This window comes from Martinezella tropici (assembly GCF_003287875.1).
In the GTDB taxonomy this organism is placed as follows: domain Bacteria; phylum Pseudomonadota; class Alphaproteobacteria; order Rhizobiales; family Rhizobiaceae; genus Rhizobium; species Rhizobium tropici_C.
Genome location: NZ_QMKK01000046.1, coordinates 125,306 through 145,196 on the forward strand (window position 1 = coordinate 125,306; position 19,891 = coordinate 145,196).

Below are 19,891 nucleotides of genomic sequence, written 5' to 3' on the forward strand. Positions count from 1 at the left end.
ATGGTCCGGGAAAACGAAATTCGCGAAAATGAGGTGGCCGTCGAGCCGCCCGCAGCCGTGGATGCCGGTCTCACCTTCATCGGCCGTATTTTCACGCCCTGGACCTCGCGCATGGAAACGCCGCGCCAGGGTCGGCATGATGGCCCCATCTGCCGGATCGAGATCTTCGAGCCTTGGGTGGCGGCGCTGCAGGGCGTGGAAGCCTTCGAGCGGCTGGAGGTTCTCTATTGGCTGGATCGGTCGCGCCGGGACCTCGTGCTGCAGAGCCCGGCCAATAGCGGCAAGGTGCATGGCACCTTCTCGCTGCGCTCACCGGTTCGGCCTAATCCCATCGGTACATCCATCGTCAAGCTGGAAGCGGTCGAGGGGAATGTATTGCTGGTGCGCGGCCTCGATTGCCTTGACGGTACGCCCTTGCTGGACCTGAAGCCGGACCGCACCCTGTTCAAACCGATCGCGCCGCCGCAGCCCGGAGATTTCCAGACCGGCGACGGCGAGACGGCGCATTACTGCCGGAAGCGAGATGCTTAGGGCGCGTCATGAAACCGCTCCAAGCTATTGCTATCAGTCCACCGCGACCATGACGTCCGATGCCTTGATGACGGCATAGGCCGAGGAGCCCGTCGTCAGGCCCAGCTCGTCCACGGCCTCGTTGGTGATTGAGGAGGTGGCGATCGAGCTGTTGCCGATGTCGATGCGGACATGCGCCGTCGTCGCGTGACCGGCGCGACAATATCGTCCTCTCCGGCGACAGGCCATCGAAATCCTATTCGCCGCGCGGATAGCGCTGGTTCTCTTCCAGCACGTTGAGGTCCATATGGTTGCGCATGTAGCGCTCCGATGCCTTTTGCAGCGGCTGGTAGTCCCAGGGATAGTAGGCGCCGTTGCGAAGCGCGGTGTAGACCACCCATCGCCGTGCCTGGCTCTCGCGCACGGCAGCGTCGAAGCTTGAAAGATCCCAGCGCGCCATGGCCTGCGCCCTCAGCCGGCTCAGCGTTTCCACGTAGGCCGGATCGCCGGCCAGATTGGTCAGCTCCTTCGGGTCCGCGTCGATGTCGAAGAGCATCGGCGGATCCTTCTCGCAAAGGATCAGCTTGTAGCGGCCGTCGCGCAGGCCTACGAGCGGCGCCTCGGAGCCCTCTGCGGCATATTCCATCGGCACGGGACTGCGGCCTCCGGTTCCAAGAACCAGCGGCGTCAGGTCCTCGCCATCGGTCCAGCGGCGCAGCGATGCGATGTCGATGCCGGCAAGGGCGGCCAGCGTCGGCGTCACGTCGAGCGTCGAAACCGGCTGGTCGATCCGCTTCGGCTGCCAGCCGGGCGCTGAGATCATCAGCGGCACGCGGGCGGAACCTTCGAAGAAGTTCATCTTGAACCAGAGACCGCGCTCGCCGAGCATGTCCCCATGGTCCGAGACGAAGAGGATGATCGTGGTGTCGGCCATGCGGCCGCGTTCCAGCGTGTCCAGGATTTCGCCGATTTTCTCATCGACATAGGAGATATTGGCGAAATAGCCGCGGCGCGCCCGGCGGATCTGCTCCGGCGTGATATCGAAGGCGGTGTGGTCGCAGGCCTTCATCAGCCGCTGTGAATGCGGGTCCTGCCGTTCGAAGGGGATTTCGCCGACTTGCGGGTCGAGTGCCGGACAATCCTCATAGAGATCCCAGAAGCGTCGGCGCGCGACATAAGGGTCGTGCGGATGCGTGAAGCTGACCGTCAGGCACCAGGGTCGCTCGTCGTGTCCGCGCGAGAGATCGTAAAGCTTGCGGTTCGCGTGATAGGCAACCTCGTCGTCATATTCCATCTGGTTGGTGATCTCGGCCGTGCCGGCTCCAGTCACCGAGCCGAGATTGTGATACCACCAGTCGATGCGCTCGCCGGGCTTGGTATAGTCAGGCGTCCAACCGAAATCGGCGGGGTAGATGTCTGTCGTCAGCCGCTCCTCGAAGCCGTGCATCTGGTCAGGGCCGACGAAATGCATCTTGCCCGACAGCGCCGTCTGATAGCCGGCGGCGCGCAGGTGATGGGCGAAGGTCGGGATATCGGAGCAGAATTCGGCCGCATTGTCGTAGACGCGCGTGCGGCTCGGCAGCTGCCCGGACATGAAGGAGGCACGCGCCGGCGCGCAGAGCGGGCTTGCCGTGTAGCTGTTGGCAAAGCGCACAGAGCGCTTTGCTAGAGCCTTCAGGACCGGAGCATGCAGAAACTCGGCCGGGCCGTCGGGAAAGAACGTCCCGTTGAACTGATCGACCATAAGGATGAGGATATTCGTGCGGGACATGCTGGTGTCTTTCTCGGAAATCAGAGGCCGATGGCAGCGAGGCCAGGCTTGCCGTCGATAGTGGTGACGCCGGCGAGCCGGAGCGTCAAGGTGGAAAGAAGAGCGCCGGCGGCCAGCCGCCCCATTGCAGACATGCGCATGACGATGGTTCCCTCTTGCTATTGGATTATTTTATTGAACATCACTAGAGTTATCGCTGTGAAGCAGGCATTTTTCGATAGATGCCAAAAGGAAATTTTATGGCTGAACGTTTGGTCGATCTTGGCTGGTTGCGAATCTTCGTGGAGGTAGGGCGCTCTGGCAGCCTGTCTGCGGCCGCCTCGGCGCTCGGCCTAACGCAACCGGCCGTCAGCTATCAGATCCGCCGCATTGAAGAGCAGATGGGTGTATCCCTGTTTCGTCGCCAGCATCGCGGCGTCGAACTCTCACCGGAGGGCCGGCGCCTGTTCGAGATCGTCGAGAAGTCCGTCGGCGGCGTAGACAATCTGGTGCGCAGTTTCCGAGCCGAGGCGGAGCGGCCATCCGTTCGCCTGCGCACGGACTACGCCTTTTCCGCCCTCTGGCTGATCCCCCGCATGCATGCGTTTCGGTTGCTTCATCCCGAAGTGGATATCCAGATCGTCGCCACGCAGCGGCTGGATCGCGGCGGCCCGGAAAGCGGCGATATCGCTGTCTTCTTCGGCACGCGCAGTGAATTCGGTCCGGCAGCCAGTTTGCTGTTACCGGAAAAGGTCGTGCCGATCTGCACCAGGGGTTTCGCAGAGCGCCACGGCCCGTTCGCCGATCCCTCGCAGCTTGCGGGCACCACGCTCGTCCATCTCGACTCGGAGATGCCGTCGCCATGGTTCGACTGGGAGAGCTACCTTGCAGCCTTCGGGGTTGCCCGGGATGCCTATGCCGGCCGCGGCGATCTGCGCTTCAATACCTATTCGCTCGTCGTGCAGGCAGCCCTCAGCGAGCAAGGTGTAGCGATCGGCTGGATGGGGCTTGTCGATTCCCTATTGGCGGCTCGGACGCTGGTGACGGCCGGCCCGATGCTGGAGGCGCCGGAACGCGGCTACTGGCTGCTGCCGCCGGCAGCAGCAAATCCGGAAGCGGAGCAGCTGGCGCAATGGCTGCTTTCGGAGGCTGCTGCCGAGCCGGAGTGATCTATTCCGACGTGAGATCTGCGAGAAACGTCTCGCACCAACGCGACACGTCATTTTCAAGCAGATAATCCATCATGCCGCGCCAGCGCTCCTGCCGCTCCTGCAACGGCATGTTGATGGCGCGCGCCAGCGCATTGGCGGTGCCGTCGACATCATAAGGGTTGACCAGCAGGGCGCCCTTCAGCTTTCGCGCCGCGCCAGCAAAGCGTGAGAGCACCAGCACGCCGGGATTGTCCGGGTCCTGCGCCGCGACATATTCCTTCGCGACCAAGTTCATACCGTCGCGTAAGGGTGTTACCAGCCCGACCTTGGCGAGCCGATAGAGGCCCGCCAATATGGGGCGGCTGATCGAGCGGTTGATGTAGCGGATCGGCACCCAGTCGACCGTCCCGATCGCGCCGTTGACCCGGCCGGCCTGTTCGGCAACCGCGTTCTGCATTGCCTCGTATTCCGGCACTTCCGAGCGAGATTTCGGCGTGATCTGCAGATAGGTGATGCTGCGTTGGTGAGCGGGATTGTTGGTAATGAAGCGCTCGAAGGCGTCGATGCGCTGTGTGATGCCCTTGGAATAGTCGAGCCGGTCGACGCCGAGGATCAGGTCGCGGCCTTCAATGCTTTGCCGCACCTTCTGCACCATGCTGTGCGACGCGGCCCTGCGGGCAAATTCGGCAAAACCCGCGGTCTCGATACCGATCGAGTAGGCGCCGCCGCGAAAATCATGGCCGTGGGCGCTGAAATGGCCGGGACTTCTCTCGATGCCCATCCCCTCGCGCTTCAGGCAGCCCGCGAAGTTTTCAAGATCGTAATCGGTTTGGAAGCCGAGCAGATCGTAGGAGGAAAGGCCACGCATGATCTCCTCATGCACCGGCATGGCAAGCACGACATCAGCCGGCGGCCAGGGAATGTGCAGGAAGAAGCCGATGCGGTTCTTCAAGCCCATCTGCCGCAGCTCCGCCGCAAGCGGAATGAGATGATAGTCATGCACCCAGATGATGTCGTCAGGCTCGATCAGCGGTGCAAGCCGGTGGGCGAAGAAGCGGTTGACCCGGAAATAGCCGGTCATTTCCTTGCGGGCATATTCGGCGAGATCGAGCCGGTAATGGCAGATCGGCCAGAGCACGCGGTTCGCAAAGCCCTGATAATATTCTTCGACATCGGTCTGGGTCAGATCGGTCAGCGCATAGGTGATGTTGCCGTCCTGCGTCATCTTCAGCGGCTCGGGCTCGACGTCGCCGCTCGATTTGCCGGACCAGCCCATCCAGATGCCGCCGCGCTCGGCAAGAGCTGCTTGCAAGGCCACGGCAAGGCCGCCCGCAGCTGCTGCGCCCTTGTGATCGGGCACGGAAACGCGGTTGGAAACAATGATGAGACGACTCAACGGTAACTTCCTTTCGAGAAGGCTGGGATCGGTGTCGACGTGATCGACTGATTACTTGACGAGCGTTCCCAGCACGTCCCTTAAACGCGCAGGCGAGCCAATGGATGCACGCGCAAGCGTTTTTCCGTTGGCATCGCCGATGCGCACGGATTGGCCGCCGAGACGGTTGGCGGCGGCAAACATCGTCTCGTCGGTCACGTCGTCGCCGATCGCAACCGGGCGGCGCCCTTCGAAGGGCGTTTCGGCAAGAAACGCCTCGACGGCGTGTCCCTTGCTGGCATGCGCGGGGCAGATTTCGATCACCATCTTGCCGCGCTGCAGGTTCCAGTCGGAACCGGCTTCCTCCAGATGGCGTTGCATGACCTCGCCGATTTCGGCCTCGTATGCGGGTGCATGCCGGAAGTGAACCGCGACCGCGGCCCCCTTGTCCTCGACGATGGCGCCGGGCCAGGCTTGGGCCTCGTAGGCGATGGTCTGCTTCATTGCTTGGAAGGCTGGCGGAATATGCGCTCGCCGCAGCCGCCCGGCCGCATCACGCCGCTCCGCGCCATGCAGGCCGGCGACAGGAAAGCGGAAGGGCGCAAAAAGGGGATCGACGAATTCGATGGCGCGGCCCGTCACCAGGGCGAGCGCGCCGCCGAGCTGGCGGGAAAGCGCATGCAGCGTGCCGGGCAGATAGTCGGGCACGACGATCGCCTCCGGCCTTTCGGCGAGATCGAGCAGGGTTCCGTCGATATCGAGGAACAAGGCCCAGTCCTGCGGATACAACGAGAGTGCGGTAAGGGCCGGTTCGTTCAGCGGCCTCGGCTTGGCTTCACCCTGTTCGGGCTGTTCCTGAGAAGACATGCTGGGTTAGCTAAGGCGCTCTTCCCGTTTGGCAAGGAAAAAAACGAACGCCTGAAAATCAAAAGGGGCCGCCTTAAGCGACCCCCCATGAGCTTTGGCCCGTAACTGGCCTGAAGCGACGAACGCTTCGGGAAGGTGTTGGTCAGAGCGAGGGCTGCCTCGCAACGTTCACAACCATTTCCATGCCGTATACAAAGACCGAAATCTCACTAGACATTGGATCACCTTCCTTTCGTTACGTTTCAGACAAGCTAAACGTAGCTCAAATTTGACCTGATGCAAGAGGCACGGCCTTGAAGAGCTTCACACTTATTGTCGCAGTGAAATGTATTGCCCGCCGTATGTCGGGCAAGAGCCCTGCCGCAGCGGCCTTCACAAAGAAAATGTTGCGATGCGAAACGTGAACGGACGAAGCGTCAAATATCTGTCATCTTGCACCGCGCGGCATGGAAAATTAAGACTTTATTATCCAATCCGCATAAACAATCGTCCTAGAGCCGGATGATTTTAGGTCGGCTCGACCTAAAATCTGAATCCGCTCTAGAATCGAAGAAGTAGAGCGTGATGTCGTCCGAAAACCGCCTACACTTTTCGGCATCACGCTCTGGATTTGCCATTCTCCCGCGAGACAGAAACACAGGCGGGAATCGGAGTATTAAGACACATGTGTCGCTGGGCAGCCTATCGTGGAGACCCCCTCTATCTGGAGGAGCTGGTGTCTTCGCCCGCCCACTCCCTGATCGAACAATCCCATTGCGCCACGCGCGCCAAGACCGCGACCAATGGTGACGGTTTCGGCATCGCCTGGTACGGCGATCGCCCGGAGCCTGGCCGCTACCGCGATATCCTGCCGGCCTGGTCCGATTGCAATCTGAAGAGCCTGGCGCGGCAGATCCGCTCGCCGCTCTTCCTCGCCCATGTCCGCGCGGCCACCGGCGGCGGCACACGGCGCGACAATTGCCATCCCTTCGTCTTCGAGAACTGGTCATTCCAGCACAATGGCCAGATTTCCAATTTCGATCGCCTGCGCCGGCCGATGGAAGCCATGCTCGACGACCGGCTGTTCCACGCCCGCAGCGGCACAACCGATTCCGAACTCCTGTTCCTGTTGGCGATGCAATTCGGTCTTACGACGAACCCGACGGCGGCGATCGCTCAGACCATTGGTTTCGTCGAGGGCTTGTCGCTGCATCTCACGGGCTCGGTGCTGGTGCGCTTCACGGCGGCCTTCTCCGACGGCAAGTCGCTCTATGCCATCCGCTATGCGACAGACCGCAAGGCGCCGACGCTCTATGCCTCGCTCGTCGGGTCAGGCTACTGCCTCGTATCGGAGCCGCTGAACGACGATGTCGATGCCTGGCGCGAGATCCCCGATGGCAGCGCCGTTCTGATCGACGACACGGGCGTCCATGTCACGCCCTTCCAGCCGGAAGAGCATGCCGTCGGAGAGATCCGGACGCCGGCTGCTATCCCTGCTTGAACTGTTCCGATATCAGCGCCGCCAGCCGCATCGCGACTTCATCCTTGTCGAGATCGGGCCACTGCTCTACGCCGCCGTGACTGACAATCTTCACGCGGTTTCGTGTACCCCCCATAATGCCTGTTGCGGGCGAGACGTCGTTGGCGACGATGAAGTCGGCGCCTTTGCGTTCGAGCTTCGCGCGGGCATTGCTCTCGACATCCTGGGTTTCGGCGGCAAAGCCGATGACGAGTTTCGGCCGCTGCGTATGGTGGCCCACGGTTTTCAATATGTCCGGATTTTCGGTGAGCGCCAGCGTTGGGATCGATTCGCCCGGATGTTTCTTGATCTTCTGGTCCGATGCGGAAGCGACGCGCCAGTCCGCGACCGCCGCCACCATCACGGCGATATCAGCCGGAAGGGCCGCAAGCACCGCGTCGCGCATCTCATCCGCCCGTTCGACATGGATCACGTTGAGACCGACCGGATCGGGTATGGTGACCGGGCCGGAGACGAGCGTGACATCGGCGCCGAGCGCAGCAAGCGCCGCGGCGATCGCATGTCCCTGCCGTCCCGACGAGCGGTTGGCGATGTAGCGGACCGGGTCGATCGGCTCATGCGTCGGTCCCGAAGTGACGACCGCCTTCTTGCCGGCTAGCGGCTTGGCGCCGTCGTCCAGCCGACGCTCGACGGCTGCGACGATATCGAGCGGTTCCGCCATCCGGCCAGCGCCGCTTTCGCCGCTCTCGGCCATTTCGCCGGTCATAGGGCCGATGAAGGCGATGCCGTCGCTGCGTAGAGTTTCGACGTTGCGCCTAGTCGCGGGATGGGCCCACATCTTCGGGTTCATGGCGGGGGCTGCGAGGACTGGTCTGTCCGTGGCGAGCAATATGGTCGAGGCGAGATCATCGGCCAGCCCGTTTGCCATCTTGGCGAGCAGATCGGCAGTCGCGGGCGCGATCAGCACGAAGTCGCAGTCGCGCGCCAGCCTTATATGGCCGACATCCTGCTCATCCTGCCGCGAAAACAGATCGGTGAAGACATGGTCGGCGGCAAGCGCGCCGACGGCAAGCGGCGTGATGAACTCCTGTGCGCCCGATGTCATAACGGGCCGCACGCTTGCGCCGCGCTCGCGCAGCCGGCGGATGAGATCGAAGCTTTTATAGGCCGCGATACCGCCGGAGATGATGAGGAGGATGCGCTTTCCTGCGAGAACCATGCCTGAACCCGTCGCCTGTTCTTTTGTTCACAAGCCTAAGCCTTTGGCGTGTCATAGGCAATCGCGGCATTGCCTTATGATGGTTGTGGGCCATGCTCGCCTCCATTTTCAGCGTGTAATCACGTGGGTCTCACATCCTTGTCATTTGCAGGCCTCCTCTGTCCCGAACAACATTGAACGCATTAACGATCGAAGGAGCAACGTCTTGAAACTGATGAAAGTCGCTGTCATCGCCCTGCCAATCATGGCTGCCGCCATGCCGGCCTTTGCCGAGCGTGCCTATTCGCCACAGGAGCAGAAGAACAAGGAAATCGTTCTGGATTTCTATCAGAAGGCGCTGAACGACAAGGATTTCGACGCGGCTTCCAAATATCTCGGCAAGTACATCCAGCATAATCCTCTTGCCGCCGATGGTCCCGAGGGCCTGCGCGGTTTCCTGGATTACCTGAAGAAAAACTATCCGCAGTCGAAGAGCGAGATCAAGCGGGTGATGGTCGATGGCGATTATGTGATCTTGCGCGTCCACGCCATTCGCCAGCCGGGCGATCGCGGCAGCGCCATCGTCGATATCTTCCGCGTCGAGGACAACAAGATCCAGGAACATTGGGATTCGGTGCAGCCGATCCCCGAGACCTCGAAGAATAGCAATACGATGTTCTGAGTTCAAAACATTCGAGCGACATGATCCCGCAACCATTTCATATGCTGCGGGATCATGTCCGCGTTCCGAAGTTGCCGGCGTGATAATTGCGTCGGCAAACCACTCGGTCAGGTACGCGTGATCGACAGGCCGCCGTCGACGAGCGAAGCGGTGCCGCTGACGAAGCTTGCGTCATCGGAGGCGAGATAAAGGACCGAGCGAGCGATCTCTTCCGGGCCGGCGACGCGCTTCAGCGCATGCAGATTGGTTATGAAAGCCTGCTTTTCGGCCGTATCGTTCATGTCGCGATACATATCGGTATCGACCGCACCCGGCAGGACGGCATTGACGCGCACATTCTGCGGGCCGAATTCCGCAGCCAGCGTTTGCGTCAGGCCGATCAGGCCGGATTTGCTGGCGGCATAGGCGGCGACGCCCGGGAAGCTGACGGTATGGCCGACAAAGGTCGATGTGAAAATCACGGAACCACCGCCGTGCTTGATCATTTCGCCGATCTGGTGCTTGGCGGCCAGGAAGGACGCGGTGAGGTTGATCGCCAGCGCTTCGGAAAAGCCTGCCTCCGAAACTTCGGTGCTGGGGCCGGCCTCGCCGATTGTGCCGGCATTGTTGAAGGCAATATCAAGCTTGCCGTAACGCTCGACTGCAAGGGCGACCAGAGCTTTGTGATAGTCTTCCGAGCGCACATCGCCGGCCAATACGGCTGCTTCACCGCCGGCTGCTTTGATCTCTGCGGCCAAGCTTTCCAGCTCTGCAACACGGCGAGCGCCGACGATGACCTTGGCGCCTTCGGCGGCGAAGAGCTTCGCCGTCGCGCGGCCGATACCGGAGCTGGCGCCGGTGACGATTGCGACTTTTCTATTCAAGCGGTTCATTGTTCCATCTCCTGTGTGAGAATGTGTCTTTCGGTTTGTCCGATACGAGGAAGATGGCCTTTTCCGATCGTTCGGATTAGTCTTCAAAAAGAGGAATTCGAATTCGGAGTTTCCGAACGATGCTGAAGATCGATGGGATCGCGACATTCGTGACTGTAGCCGAGGCCGGCTCGATCAGCGAGGCGGCGCGACGCCTGCGCCTGTCGAAATCAGTCGTCAGCGAGCGCCTGTCGGAAATGGAGAAAGCATTGGGGGCAACCCTGCTTCATCGCACGACCCGCAAGCTGACCCTGACGGAGGATGGCGCCGCTTTCCTGCAGCGCGCCATCCGCATCGCGCAGGAGGTTCGCGATGCGGCGGCCGATCTTGCCGAGCGGCGCGGCACGCTGATGGGACCGCTGCGCATCGCCGCTCCCGTCACCTTCGGCCGCCTGCATCTGGGGCCGGCCCTCTATCCGTTTCTCGCCGATCATCCGGAGATCGAGCTGACGCTTGATCTCGACGATCGTCGGGTCGATGCCGCTTCGGATGGCTATGATGCAATCATACGCCATGGCCTGATCGCCGACTCGCGCCTCGTCGCATGGAAGCTCGCCCGCAGCCGCCGCCTTCTCGTGGCCTCGCCGGATTATCTGAGCCGTCACGGCAAGCCCGCTTCCCTCTCCGATCTTGAGGATCACCGCGGGATTTTCTACACGAATCGCGGCGTCGCGGACTGGCGTTTCGAGCGACCAGACGGCGCTGTGGTCATCCGTGCGAAGCTGGCACTGGGCGTCAACAATGGCGATGTCCTCCACGATGCAGCGATTGCCGGGCTCGGCATTGCCCTGCTGCCGGCCTTCATTGCCGGACCTTCGGTGCGGGAGCGGCGCCTCGTCGAGATCGATGTCGGCTACCGTCCGGAACCGGAATTCATCTTCATGGCCCATCCGGAAGGCCGCAATCCCTCGGCCAAGCTTCGTGCGCTGGCCGATCACCTGAAGAAGGCCTTCGGCGATCCGCCTTATTGGGAGCGGGAGCAATTCCAGTAAAAGTATGAAGCGGTTTTGTGTCCGGAACTGCGTGAAAACAAATAATTACGCAATCAGGCACATGAGGTTGGCGATGACGGGCGATCGCTGCGCCTTGAGGCTGGCAAGGCCGAGCCGCGCCACGACGGGCGGTCCATCGATTTGCCGATAGGCGACGCCGTCGAGCTTGATCTGTGCGATCGAAGCCGGAACGATGGAAACGCCCAAGTTTGCGGCGACGAGATTGACGACAGATGGGATCTGCGGCGCTTCCTGCGTCACCACGAGGTCGAAGCCGGCTTGGCGGCAAGCAGCGACGATATCGTCATAGAGGCTGAGCCCCACCATGCGCGGGAAGAGAATGAAGGGCTCGCCCGCGAGCGCCGCAATCGGCACGCGTTCCTTTTTCGCCAGCAGATGATGGGCCGGCAGCGCGATCAGCATCGGTTCGTCGGCAAAGCGTTTCAGGCGTACGTCTCTGGGGTCTTCAAGGCCTGGCCGAATGAAGGCCGCGTCGATCTCACCGCGCATCAGCCGCTCCATCAGCGCATTGGTATTCATCTCTGTGAGCGATATCAGCACTTCCGGCCAGTGCCGCCGAAACTCGCGAATGGTCGATGTGACGATTGTGTTGAAGGCGGAAGAGGCAGTGAAGCCGAGCGACAGGCGGCCGATCTCGCCGCGATTGGCGCGCTGGGCGGCAAGCTTCGCCTTTTCTGCCGCATCGACCGCCATTTTCGCTTCCGCGAGAAAGGCCTCGCCCGCCGCCGTCAGTTCTGCGCCATGCGGTACGCGGTGGAACAGTTGTGCGCCCACCTCGTTTTCCAGGTCCCGGATCTGCTGGCTGAGCGGTGGCTGGCCGATGCCGAGACTGGCCGCTGCGCGGGTGAAGTTTCCCGCTTCCGCCAGCGCTAGAAAATAGCGGATATGACGCAGCTCCATCGCTATCTCCAAAAGCTATTAAGATTGCCTGTTCCATATATTGGACTAATGGAGTGGGTCTGGCTAGATTCCAGGGCAAGAAAGGTCAGGTGCCACCGATGTTTCGCGCCGTAAGTCAGCAGCAAACCACTGCGTCCGAAGTTCCTTCCCGCCCCGAATTGACGCTCGTCAGGAACGAGCCGCCAACCGAGACCCGCCAGTTTCTGACGCGCGGCACGCCTGCCTTCCGCCGCGCGACCATTGGGCTGTTTCTCTCCGGTTTCGCCACTTTCTCGCTGCTCTATTGCGTCCAGCCGCTGATGCCGATCTTCGCCGAAGATTTCGGCGTCACGCCGGCAGCAAGCTCGTTATCGCTCTCGCTTTCCACAGGCTTCCTGGCCTTCGCGATCTTTGGCGCCGCTGCCGTTTCCGAAAGCCTCGGCCGCCGCAGCCTGATGTTCATTTCGCTGCTCGGCGCGGCCATCTGTACGATCGTCTGCGCGGTGTCGCCGAGCTGGCATATGCTGCTTGCCGTTCGTGCGCTCGAGGGCTTTCTGCTGGGCGGCGTGCCGGCTGTCGCCATGACCTATCTGGCTGAGGAAATCGAACCGCGCGGCCTCGGCGGCGCCATGGGCCTCTATATCGCCGGCAATGCCTTTGGCGGCATGGCCGGGCGCGTGGTGACCGGTACGATCGCCGAATATCTGAGTTGGCGGCCGGCGCTGGCAACGGTCGGCATTCTCGGCCTGATCGCTGCTATCGGCTTCCTCTATCTCCTGCCGCCGTCGCGCAATTTCACCCCGCGCAAGGGCTTCGATGTGGCCTTCCACCTGAAGGCTTGGAGCGGTCACTTCGGCAATGCGGCGCTGCCGCTGCTCTTTGCCATCGGTTTTCTCGTCATGGGCTCCTTCGTCACAGTCTATAACTATGCCGGCTTTCGTTTGGTCGCTGACCCGTATGATCTCAGTCAGACCGAATTGGGCCTGATCTTCACCGCCTATCTCTTCGGCATCGGCGCCTCCTGGGCGGCTGGTCTGCTCGGCGATCGCATCGGCCATTTCGTCGTGCTGCCGGTGGGCGTGCTGATCGCCGCGCTCGGGGCGGCGGTGACGCTTTCCAGCTCCTTGCCACTGATCATTCTCGGCATCGTTCTGGTGACGATCGGTTTCTTCATGACGCATTCCGTTGCCAGCGCGCTGGTGGGGCGGCTCGCCCATGGCTTCAAGGGGCACGCCTCCTCGCTCTACCTGCTCGCCTATTATCTCGGCTCCAGCATAGCGGGCTCGGTCGGCGGCTATTTCTGGCTTGCCGATGGTTGGAATGCCGTGGTTGCCTTTATCCTCGTCATGCTGGCACTCTGTCTCGTCAGCGCTTTTGCCGTTGCCAGGCTGGCGCGTGGTTGAGTCAGGAGGCCGCCATGATCCGCATCGACCATCTCGATCATCTGGTGCTGACGGTCGCGAGCATTGAGGAGAGCTGCGATTTCTACACCCGGGTTCTCGGCATGGGCATAGAAATCTTTGGAGAGGGCCGCAAGGCCCTGACCTTCGGTAACCAGAAGATCAATCTGCATCGCGCCGGACATGAATTCGAGCCCAAGGCCGAACGGCCGACACCGGGCTCGGCCGATCTTTGCTTCATCAGCACAACGCCTCTGGGTGATGTCATCGCTCACTTGCAAGCTGAAGGCGTTGCGATTGAGGAAGGCCCGGTGCGCCGAACCGGCGCGACCGGCCCCATTCTCTCGGTCTATTTCCGCGATCCGGACCAGAACCTGATCGAAGTGTCCAATATCATTTCCTGAGATTGCGCGGCGGTCGGCGCTTCTTGACACAGCTCGTTGCAGCCTATAGTAAACCAGTAAGTTAATTAACTTTTTGGTTTAATAAGTCCTATGGATGTATTGAGCATGACCCTCTCGGCCCTTGCCGATCCGACCCGCCGGGCAATCCTGGCGCGGCTGGCTGCCGGTGAGGCATCCGTCTCCGAGCTGGCCGAACCCTTCGACATGTCGCTGGTCGCCGTCTCCAAGCATTTGAAGGTGCTGGAGAAAGCCGGCCTGATTTCGAAGGGCAGGGAGGCGCAGTGGCGCCCCTGCCGGCTGGAGCCCAAGCCGCTCCGGCAGGTGGACGACTGGCTGGAGAGCTACCGACTATTCTGGAGCGACAATCTCGATCGCCTGGAAGCCTATGCGGCACTATTGCAAAAGGGAGAAAAGAATGACCCCAGCAACTGAGGGCGGCAGCATACGCTCACCGCGCGAGATCGTGCTGACCCGCGAAATCGCCGCGCCGCGCGCTCTGCTGTTTCGTCTCTGGACGGAGCCGGAGCATATGGTGCGCTGGTGGGCGCCCCAGAACATGACCGCGCCATCCGTCTCTGTCGATTTGCGGGAAGGCGGTGCCTGGCGCCACTGCATTCTGACACCGGAGGGCAAGGAATATTGGAGCCATGGCCGCTATCTGGAGATCGTCCCACCCGAGCGCCTCGTCTTCACCTTCGCCTGGGAAAACCAGGAGGGGAGGCCCGAACATCCGATGCAGGTGACCGTCGAATTTCACGAGCGTGGCGAGAAGACGTACCTCGTCTTCCGCAAGGTCGAGCTACCCGACGACACCGAGCTGAAGCTGCAAACCGGCGGCTGGGAACAGGCGCTCGACAAATATGTCGCTTACGCAGAAGCCACCTCAAGGGAAGGATGAGAGTGATGAAGAAGACCTATCAGGGAAGCTGCCATTGCGGCGCCGTCGCTTACGAAGCCGATCTCGATCTGCAGGGCGGCACCTTCAAATGCAACTGCTCGATCTGCAAGAAGAAGCGCAATTGGTTGGCTGTCGCCACACCCGCCGATTTCCGCCTGACCTCGGGCGAGGATAGCATTGGCGAATATCAGTTCGGCCGGCGCATCCTGCATCACCTCTTCTGCAAAAATTGCGGCATCAGTTCCTTCAACTGGGGTGAAAACCCGGCACTCGGCGGCAAGTTCTATGCGATCAGCATCAGCTGCCTGGACGATGCCACCGACGAGGAACTCGCCTCGCTTCCCGTCGGCTATTTCGATGGCCGCGACGACCGCTTCGATCGTGCACCGGAAGAAACGCGTTATCTTTAGCCGCTCGACGAGGACTCCCAGTCTTCGAAACGTAGCTTGGGGACGCGTTCAAACTCTCTGACGTTGTGCGTTATCAGGATCAGATCGCGGGCGACGGCTTGTCCCGCGATCAAAACGTCATAGGCACCGATTGGTGTGCCGAGAGAAGCAAGGCCTGCGCGAATTTCGCCGGCCGCACGGGCATCTTCCTTATCGAAATCCAGCGTCTCGAATTGCAAGGCATCGACACGCGCCAGATTGTCGGAAACGCGCTGGCCCTTGTAGGCGCCATAAAACAACTCATGTACGACGATGGCCGGAATGGCGAAATCCTGCGGCTTGTGTCTGCGAAGCTCGTTGACGAAGCCGGGATGCCCTTTCATCAGGGCGATAACGGCATTGCTGTCCAGCAGATATTTCACTTGAAGATATCCAGCTCGGGGCGTTGCTGCTCAGCCGGCTCTTCCTCGGTTGCTTCTACGAAGTCTTGATCAACTGGCCCCGTAACAGACTCCAGCCAATCCCAATCTTCGGCGATCGGCTCCAGAATGATTGCTTTTCCCTGCCGGCGGATGCGCACTTCCTCGCCATCGAGGCGGAATTCCTTCGGCAATCGTACGGCCTGCGAGCGGCCGGACCAGAAGATCTTTGCGGTGTCCATGCCATGGCTCCCTTGAGATATGACATTGATATATAGCATCTCGAGCGCTATTTCAATTCGAGGCGTTATGATCCCGATTTTGTCGCCAGCCAGATGACATGGCGTGCACCAGTCTTGCCATTGGCGCGCGTGTTGACCACCTCGGCGGTAAAACCACTGTCGCGCAACCGCCTTGTGAAGCGCTCGTCAGGCCCTGAAGACCAGACCGCGAGCACGCCTCCCGGGCGCAGCGCATCGCGCGCTGCCTTCAGACCCTGATAGTCGTAAAGGCCGTCATTGGCCTCCGACGTAATGCCGTCCGGGCCGTTGTCGACATCGAGCAGGATGGCGTCGTAAGCCGTCTTTCTGGCACGGATGAGCGGACGCACGTCGCCCTCATGAATGGTGACCCGCGGATCGTCGAGACAGCCGTCAAAGACCGTTGCCATCGGTCCGCGTGCCCACGTCACGACAGCCGGAACCAGCTCCGCAACGGTGATCTTGGCGTCCGCACCGAGTTCGCCGAGGGCCGCGCGCAGGGTAAAGCCCATGCCGAGGCCGCCGATCAGGACGTGCGGCGCTTTCCGGTCCTTGATCTTCTCGCAGGAAAGCGTTGCCAGCGCCCGCTCGGAGCCGCTCAAGCGGCTGTTCATCAACTCGTTGGTGCCAAGCATGATGGAAAATTCCTGGCCGCGCTGCTTCAGACGCAGCTTGCCGCCGCCGGGGATTTTCGCAGTATCGAGCAAGGTCCAGGGGATCACGGGCAAATTCTCCAAAGCAATTCCAGAAAAACTGCGTAGCGGTTTTCCTGGAATTGCATGCAAACAGGTCGTTTCGAATTGCCCGGGACCATAGTCTCTGGAAGCTGCTAAGAACAGACGCGCCTATCCCAAACGGATATAGGGCACATCCTTTTTCGCGACTTCGTCTAGCGCTTCCTCATAGCCGGCATCGGCGTATCGCATGACGCCTAGCGCGGTGTCGTTGGTCAGTGCATGATCGAGCCGTTCGTCGGCGGCAGCCGTGCCGTCGGCAACTACGGTGACGCCGCAGCTCGTCATATAGCCGGCATAGCCGCCGCCGCCGGAGTGGACGACGACGAGATCGGCCATCGAGGAGCAGAGCATCATGGCGTCGATCAGCGGCCAGTCGGCGATGGCGTCGGAGCCGTCCTTCATGCGCTCGGTCATGATGTTCGGGTGTGCCATGGCGCCGGCATCCAGATGGTCGCGCGAGAAGGCGATCGGACCTTTGAGTTCGCCGCTCGCCACGAGCTCATTGACGCGGCGGGCAAGCGCTGTCCGCTCGCCATGGCCGAGCCACGCGATGCGTGCCGGCAGTCCTTCGAAAGGCACGTGCTGACGGGCAAGCTTGATCCAGTTGGTGATGATCTTGTTGTCCGGGAACATGTCCAGCAGCAGATCGTCGATGCGGGCGATATCGCTCTCCTCGCCGGAAAGAGCCATCCAGCGGAAAGGCCCGATGGCACGGCAAAAGAGCGGCCGCAGATAGGCTTCGGTAAAGATCGGAATATCGAAGGCATTGGCGACGCCGCCTTCCTTCGCCTGCGTGCGGATGAGGTTGCCGTTGTCGAAGACTTCGGAACCCTTTTTCTGGAAATCCAGCATGGCCTTTACATGCTCGACGATCGAGGCGCGGCTTGCCGCCATGAGCTGGCCCTGACCGTCGTCACGCAAGTCCCGAACCTGCTGCAGGTTCATGCCTTTCGGCACATAGCCATAGACGAGATCGTGCGCCGAGGTCTGATCGGTGACGATATCGGGCACGATGCCGCGGCGTGCAATCTCGGGATAGATCTCGGCCGCATTGCCGACGAGGCCGACGGAAAGCGCCCGCTTCTCCTTGACGGCCGCATCGATCATCGCCAGCGCCGAATCGAGATCGGGTGCGATTTCCTGCAGATAGCCGATCTCCTGGCGCTTCCTGGCGCGCTCCGCATCGATATCGACGCAGAGGATAGCGGCCCCCGCCATGCGGCCGGCGAGCGGCTGCGCGCCGCCCATGCCGCCGAGACCGGCTGTGAGTACGAAACGGCCGAAGAGATCGCCGCCGAAGCGGCGCTCGGCAATGCGCATGAAGATTTCGTAGGTGCCCTGGATGACGCCCTGGCTGCCGATATATTGCCAGGCACCGGCCGTCAGGCCGCCCCAGCAGATAAGTCCCTTGCGCTGCAATTCGTAGAAGACTTCCGCCTTCGCCCACTGCCCGACGATATTGCAGTTCGCCATGATGACGAGCGGCGCCTTGTCATGCGTGCGAATGAGGCCGATCGGCTTGCCGGACTGGATGAGCAGCGTCTGGTTCTCATCCATTTCGGTGAGCGCCTTGACGATGCCCTTGTGCGCAGCCCAGTTGCGGGCCGCCTTGCCGAGGGCGGCGTAGACGACGAGATTGTCGGGATCTTCGCCGACCGAGAGCACGTTTTCGAGCAGGCGCAGCAGAGCCTCCTGCCGCCAACCCTTGGCACGCAGCTCCGGACCGCCCGGAATGGGGAATTTCGGGTGACGTGGATTGGCTTTCGGCATGATTGCTTTTCCTTTTGTTTGATAGTCTTCCCTTCTCCCCGGCGGGGGTCCGAAGGACGGGTCGAGACGAGTGGCTCGACCCCGGTTGGTGGCCCGCCCTTCGGCAGGCGCAGTGTCCGGATGAGGGGGCGATGCGGCACATATCGTCTTCGCGTACCGCTCAGACGTTCGCTCCTTAGTCGCTCACCCCCTCATCTGTCCTGACGGACATCTTCTCCCCGCTGGGGAGAAGAGGAGTGTTCTTCAATACTCATTCATTTCGGCGGCAGGCCTTCGACGAAGTCCAGCGCGGCCAGAAGCAGCCGCTTGCGCAGCATGTCGTTGCCATAAGCTTCCGGCCCGGCGCGCACCCAGCCCTGCATTGTCCGTCCGCCCATCTGCATGCGGTTGACGTCGTGCTGCTGAACCGCCCAGCTATCGTTGCCCTTGCCGAGGCGGATCAGCATCCCGTCTTCGCGCGCGCCGCACAGTAGATGGCCGTTGAGAAGAAAAGCCCAGCCGCCGAACATCCCTTTTTCGCTAAGCCCGGGCCGTGGTCCGAGCTCCTCTCTCAGCAATTCTTCGAGACCTGCGTCACGCGCCATCTGCGCCTCCTGCGCTTTTCAGGCTTTCTTGCCGGCCAGAGCGTGATGCCGAAAAGTGTATGCGGTTTTCGGACGACATCACGCTCTACTTCTTTGTCTCGAGAGCGGATTCAGATTTTAGGTCGAACAGACCTAAAATCATCCGACTCTAGGGCGTATTTGGCGATCTCGATCCCCATGGCCTTTTCGACGGAGGGATAGACCGTTGGGTCGAGCACGCTGGCAGACAGCGGAATGATGTCCATCGGCACATGCAGGATAAAGACCTTCATGCCTTCATGCAGCTGGCCGACGCTCAAAGGTTCGCCTTCCGGCGACAGCGTGGTGATGACGGAGGGGAAGGTTGCCAGCCGCTTTCCGCCGGCATCCTCGACCGCCATGTACTCGTTCATCACATGCATGATGACGGCCTTGTCGCCGCTGCCGACCGTGATGGTGCCGATGTCGAAGGCTTCCTTCGTATAGACGACGTCCTTCTTGGTGATCGTGCCTTCGGCCAGGATATGGCCGCCGGTGGTCTTGCAGATGGCGTCGATGACGGCGCTGCCGCCTTGCTTTTCCGCCTCGATGATCGCCTCGCCGAGCGAAAGCGCCATGGAGATGCCGCCGAGCGCCGCATGCGTGCGGACGTAGGAAGCGCGAAGTGGGTTGCGGCAGGAGGCGATGAAGCCGCCGGACTGGTCGGAGGCCGCACGCAGGATCGGCGAAATCTTTGCCGTCGCGCCCTTCACGACGAGCTCGATATAGCGGTTCTCGGCGCGATTGCCGCCGACGGCGGTCTGGATCATCTGCTCGGGCGAACCGGCCATGCCGATCGAGCCCATATCACCAGTCGGATGGGCGCGGATGTCACCCACCGCGTCCACCACCTTCGTTCCGAGGATGGCCGATGGCAGCCAGCCGTTCAGCGTCGAGGACCGGCCGTTCTGGCCGATGATCAGGCCGGAAAGCTTTTCGCCAAGCTCGTCCTGCAGCAGCTGTACGGCTTTCACATAGTCGATGCCCTGCATTTCCCAGGGGGTGGTGGAGGCCGGCGCGCCGATGGCGGCCGCCGTCGCGATCCAGTCGTTTTCGTTGAGTTCGTCGATCGACACCAGTTCCGGCTTGCCGACATTGACGGCTGCGTAGCCGAGCATGCGGCCATGATCGGCCCAGCCGCCACCGCCTGCGGCGTAAACGGAGCCGCCCTTGACGGCCGCTTCAACATCCTTGGCAACGAGTATGCGTCCCATCGG

Annotated in this window: 23 protein-coding genes; 10 read left to right on the plus strand and 13 right to left on the minus strand. The window is 61.4% G+C overall.

Features of this window, described 5'->3' with window-relative positions:
• Nucleotides 1–531 carry a tRNA (N6-threonylcarbamoyladenosine(37)-N6)-methyltransferase TrmO gene (gene tsaA / locus DQ393_RS20730; protein ID WP_112343601.1) on the plus strand — a complete coding sequence of 177 codons (531 nt, stop codon included), beginning with the start codon at nucleotides 1–3 and terminating at the stop codon, nucleotides 529–531.
• Nucleotides 532–564: 33 nt separating this feature from the next.
• Here the strand turns inward: tsaA and DQ393_RS20735 are convergent, their stop codons facing one another.
• Together DQ393_RS20735 and betC are read right to left on the minus strand one after the other, a co-directional pair.
• On the minus strand, nucleotides 565–759 hold the full coding sequence (locus DQ393_RS20735) for a TOBE domain-containing protein (protein ID WP_112343602.1): 195 nt from the start codon (nucleotides 757–759) through the stop codon (nucleotides 565–567).
• A gap of 7 nt (nucleotides 760–766) precedes the next feature.
• The gene (betC, locus tag DQ393_RS20740) at nucleotides 767–2,281 is read right to left on the minus strand and encodes a choline-sulfatase (protein ID WP_112343603.1); all 1,515 of its coding nucleotides are present in this window, start codon (nucleotides 2,279–2,281) and stop codon (nucleotides 767–769) included.
• 239 nt (nucleotides 2,282–2,520) lie between these two features.
• Here betC and DQ393_RS20745 point away from each other — a divergent pair, with 239 nt between their 5' ends.
• Nucleotides 2,521–3,429, plus strand: a complete 909-nt coding sequence (locus tag DQ393_RS20745; protein WP_112343604.1) for a choline sulfate utilization transcriptional regulator — start codon at nucleotides 2,521–2,523, stop codon at nucleotides 3,427–3,429.
• Between the two features lies 1 nt (nucleotide 3,430).
• On the opposite strand, the gene otsA is transcribed toward DQ393_RS20745, so the two are convergent.
• Together otsA and otsB are read right to left on the minus strand one after the other, a co-directional pair.
• Nucleotides 3,431–4,807 (minus strand): alpha,alpha-trehalose-phosphate synthase (UDP-forming), encoded by a 1,377-nt coding sequence (otsA, locus tag DQ393_RS20750; protein ID WP_112343605.1) that lies wholly within the window; start codon nucleotides 4,805–4,807, stop codon nucleotides 3,431–3,433.
• Between the two features lie 51 nt (nucleotides 4,808–4,858).
• Nucleotides 4,859–5,653 (minus strand): trehalose-phosphatase, encoded by a 795-nt coding sequence (otsB, locus tag DQ393_RS20755; RefSeq protein ID WP_112343606.1) that lies wholly within the window; start codon nucleotides 5,651–5,653, stop codon nucleotides 4,859–4,861.
• Between the two features lie 664 nt (nucleotides 5,654–6,317).
• Here otsB and DQ393_RS20760 point away from each other — a divergent pair.
• The gene (locus tag DQ393_RS20760; protein WP_112343607.1) at nucleotides 6,318–7,133 is read left to right on the plus strand and encodes a class II glutamine amidotransferase; all 816 of its coding nucleotides are present in this window, start codon (nucleotides 6,318–6,320) and stop codon (nucleotides 7,131–7,133) included.
• Here the strand turns inward: DQ393_RS20760 and coaBC are convergent.
• Nucleotides 7,120–8,331 (minus strand): bifunctional phosphopantothenoylcysteine decarboxylase/phosphopantothenate--cysteine ligase CoaBC, encoded by a 1,212-nt coding sequence (coaBC, locus tag DQ393_RS20765; RefSeq protein WP_112343608.1) that lies wholly within the window; start codon nucleotides 8,329–8,331, stop codon nucleotides 7,120–7,122. The two genes, DQ393_RS20760 and coaBC, sit on opposite strands and share 14 nt — an antisense overlap.
• A 214-nt stretch (nucleotides 8,332–8,545) precedes the next feature.
• Here coaBC and DQ393_RS20770 point away from each other — a divergent pair, with 214 nt between their 5' ends.
• Nucleotides 8,546–8,992, plus strand: coding sequence for a nuclear transport factor 2 family protein (locus tag DQ393_RS20770; RefSeq protein WP_181592401.1), 447 nt, complete (start codon nucleotides 8,546–8,548; stop codon nucleotides 8,990–8,992).
• A gap of 107 nt (nucleotides 8,993–9,099) precedes the next feature.
• Here the strand turns inward: DQ393_RS20770 and DQ393_RS20775 are convergent, their stop codons facing one another.
• On the minus strand, nucleotides 9,100–9,864 hold the full coding sequence (locus tag DQ393_RS20775; RefSeq protein ID WP_112343610.1) for an SDR family oxidoreductase: 765 nt from the start codon (nucleotides 9,862–9,864) through the stop codon (nucleotides 9,100–9,102).
• A 119-nt stretch (nucleotides 9,865–9,983) separates the two neighbouring features.
• On the opposite strand from DQ393_RS20775, the gene DQ393_RS20780 reads away from it, so the two are divergent.
• Entirely contained in the window at nucleotides 9,984–10,895 is a 912-nt protein-coding gene (locus DQ393_RS20780) for a LysR family transcriptional regulator (protein ID WP_112343611.1), read from the plus strand.
• Nucleotides 10,896–10,940: 45 nt separating this feature from the next.
• Here DQ393_RS20780 and DQ393_RS20785 read toward each other — a convergent pair whose 3' ends face one another.
• Nucleotides 10,941–11,816, minus strand: a complete 876-nt coding sequence (locus DQ393_RS20785) for a LysR family transcriptional regulator (protein ID WP_112343612.1) — start codon at nucleotides 11,814–11,816, stop codon at nucleotides 10,941–10,943.
• 98 nt (nucleotides 11,817–11,914) lie between these two features.
• Here DQ393_RS20785 and DQ393_RS20790 point away from each other — a divergent pair, with 98 nt between their 5' ends.
• From DQ393_RS20790 to DQ393_RS20810, 5 genes are all read left to right on the plus strand, one after another.
• Nucleotides 11,915–13,198, plus strand: a complete 1,284-nt coding sequence (locus DQ393_RS20790) for an MFS transporter (protein ID WP_112343613.1) — start codon at nucleotides 11,915–11,917, stop codon at nucleotides 13,196–13,198.
• Nucleotides 13,199–13,212: 14 nt separating this feature from the next.
• On the plus strand, nucleotides 13,213–13,599 hold the full coding sequence (locus tag DQ393_RS20795) for a VOC family protein (RefSeq protein WP_112343614.1): 387 nt from the start codon (nucleotides 13,213–13,215) through the stop codon (nucleotides 13,597–13,599).
• Between the two features lie 90 nt (nucleotides 13,600–13,689).
• Nucleotides 13,690–14,031, plus strand: coding sequence for an ArsR/SmtB family transcription factor (locus DQ393_RS20800; RefSeq protein ID WP_112343615.1), 342 nt, complete (start codon nucleotides 13,690–13,692; stop codon nucleotides 14,029–14,031).
• A complete protein-coding gene (locus tag DQ393_RS20805) occupies nucleotides 14,015–14,497 on the plus strand; it encodes an SRPBCC family protein (RefSeq protein ID WP_112343616.1) in 483 nt (160 codons plus the stop codon). The genes DQ393_RS20800 and DQ393_RS20805 overlap by 17 nt, the downstream gene beginning before the upstream one ends.
• Before the next feature lie 5 nt (nucleotides 14,498–14,502).
• Entirely contained in the window at nucleotides 14,503–14,907 is a 405-nt protein-coding gene (locus DQ393_RS20810; RefSeq protein ID WP_112343617.1) for a GFA family protein, read from the plus strand.
• On the opposite strand, the gene DQ393_RS20815 is transcribed toward DQ393_RS20810, so the two are convergent.
• The 6 genes from DQ393_RS20815 to DQ393_RS20840 all read right to left on the minus strand — a co-directional run bounded on the left by DQ393_RS20815 (nucleotide 14,904) and on the right by DQ393_RS20840 (nucleotide 19,888).
• Nucleotides 14,904–15,308, minus strand: coding sequence for a type II toxin-antitoxin system VapC family toxin (locus tag DQ393_RS20815; protein WP_112343618.1), 405 nt, complete (start codon nucleotides 15,306–15,308; stop codon nucleotides 14,904–14,906). The two genes, DQ393_RS20810 and DQ393_RS20815, sit on opposite strands and share 4 nt — an antisense overlap.
• Nucleotides 15,305–15,547: a type II toxin-antitoxin system antitoxin VapB gene (gene vapB / locus DQ393_RS20820; protein ID WP_112343619.1), complete on the minus strand. Its 243-nt coding sequence runs from the start codon at nucleotides 15,545–15,547 to the stop codon at nucleotides 15,305–15,307. Before vapB ends, DQ393_RS20815 begins: the two co-directional genes overlap by 4 nt.
• A gap of 65 nt (nucleotides 15,548–15,612) precedes the next feature.
• Nucleotides 15,613–16,287, minus strand: a complete 675-nt coding sequence (locus DQ393_RS20825) for a spermidine synthase (RefSeq protein WP_112343838.1) — start codon at nucleotides 16,285–16,287, stop codon at nucleotides 15,613–15,615.
• A 123-nt stretch (nucleotides 16,288–16,410) separates the two neighbouring features.
• On the minus strand, nucleotides 16,411–18,072 hold the full coding sequence (locus DQ393_RS20830; protein WP_112343620.1) for a urocanate hydratase: 1,662 nt from the start codon (nucleotides 18,070–18,072) through the stop codon (nucleotides 16,411–16,413).
• Nucleotides 18,073–18,326: 254 nt separating this feature from the next.
• Nucleotides 18,327–18,656: a TfoX/Sxy family protein gene (locus DQ393_RS20835; protein ID WP_037149213.1), complete on the minus strand. Its 330-nt coding sequence runs from the start codon at nucleotides 18,654–18,656 to the stop codon at nucleotides 18,327–18,329.
• 110 nt (nucleotides 18,657–18,766) lie between these two features.
• Complete coding sequence (locus DQ393_RS20840; RefSeq protein ID WP_112343621.1) at nucleotides 18,767–19,888, minus strand: DUF917 domain-containing protein; 1,122 nt, start codon at nucleotides 19,886–19,888, stop codon at nucleotides 18,767–18,769.
• Between the last annotated feature and the right edge of the window lie 3 nt (nucleotides 19,889–19,891).

Excerpts from the sequence above, each read along its gene's own strand:
- betC (WP_112343603.1), bottom strand. The coding sequence starts at position 2,281 with ATGTCCCGCACGAATATCCTCATCCTTATGGTCGATCAGTTCAACGGG.
- DQ393_RS20770 (WP_181592401.1), top strand. The coding sequence starts at position 8,546 with ATGAAAGTCGCTGTCATCGCCCTGCCAATCATGGCTGCCGCCATGCCG.
- DQ393_RS20800 (WP_112343615.1), top strand. The coding sequence starts at position 13,690 with ATGGATGTATTGAGCATGACCCTCTCGGCCCTTGCCGATCCGACCCGC.
- DQ393_RS20840 (WP_112343621.1), bottom strand. The coding sequence starts at position 19,888 with ATGGGACGCATACTCGTTGCCAAGGATGTTGAAGCGGCCGTCAAGGGC.
- otsB (WP_112343606.1), bottom strand. The coding sequence starts at position 5,653 with ATGTCTTCTCAGGAACAGCCCGAACAGGGTGAAGCCAAGCCGAGGCCG.
- DQ393_RS20790 (WP_112343613.1), top strand. The coding sequence starts at position 11,915 with ATGTTTCGCGCCGTAAGTCAGCAGCAAACCACTGCGTCCGAAGTTCCT.
- DQ393_RS20810 (WP_112343617.1), top strand. The coding sequence starts at position 14,503 with ATGAAGAAGACCTATCAGGGAAGCTGCCATTGCGGCGCCGTCGCTTAC.
- DQ393_RS20795 (WP_112343614.1), top strand. The coding sequence starts at position 13,213 with ATGATCCGCATCGACCATCTCGATCATCTGGTGCTGACGGTCGCGAGC.
- tsaA (WP_112343601.1), top strand. The coding sequence starts at position 1 with ATGGTCCGGGAAAACGAAATTCGCGAAAATGAGGTGGCCGTCGAGCCG.
- DQ393_RS20830 (WP_112343620.1), bottom strand. The coding sequence starts at position 18,072 with ATGCCGAAAGCCAATCCACGTCACCCGAAATTCCCCATTCCGGGCGGT.
- DQ393_RS20780 (WP_112343611.1), top strand. The coding sequence starts at position 9,984 with ATGCTGAAGATCGATGGGATCGCGACATTCGTGACTGTAGCCGAGGCC.
- coaBC (WP_112343608.1), bottom strand. The coding sequence starts at position 8,331 with ATGGTTCTCGCAGGAAAGCGCATCCTCCTCATCATCTCCGGCGGTATC.
- DQ393_RS20775 (WP_112343610.1), bottom strand. The coding sequence starts at position 9,864 with ATGAACCGCTTGAATAGAAAAGTCGCAATCGTCACCGGCGCCAGCTCC.
- DQ393_RS20835 (WP_037149213.1), bottom strand. The coding sequence starts at position 18,656 with ATGGCGCGTGACGCAGGTCTCGAAGAATTGCTGAGAGAGGAGCTCGGA.
- DQ393_RS20785 (WP_112343612.1), bottom strand. The coding sequence starts at position 11,816 with ATGGAGCTGCGTCATATCCGCTATTTTCTAGCGCTGGCGGAAGCGGGA.
- DQ393_RS20735 (WP_112343602.1), bottom strand. The coding sequence starts at position 759 with ATGGCCTGTCGCCGGAGAGGACGATATTGTCGCGCCGGTCACGCGACG.
- vapB (WP_112343619.1), bottom strand. The coding sequence starts at position 15,547 with ATGGACACCGCAAAGATCTTCTGGTCCGGCCGCTCGCAGGCCGTACGA.
- DQ393_RS20745 (WP_112343604.1), top strand. The coding sequence starts at position 2,521 with ATGGCTGAACGTTTGGTCGATCTTGGCTGGTTGCGAATCTTCGTGGAG.
- DQ393_RS20805 (WP_112343616.1), top strand. The coding sequence starts at position 14,015 with ATGACCCCAGCAACTGAGGGCGGCAGCATACGCTCACCGCGCGAGATC.
- DQ393_RS20760 (WP_112343607.1), top strand. The coding sequence starts at position 6,318 with ATGTGTCGCTGGGCAGCCTATCGTGGAGACCCCCTCTATCTGGAGGAG.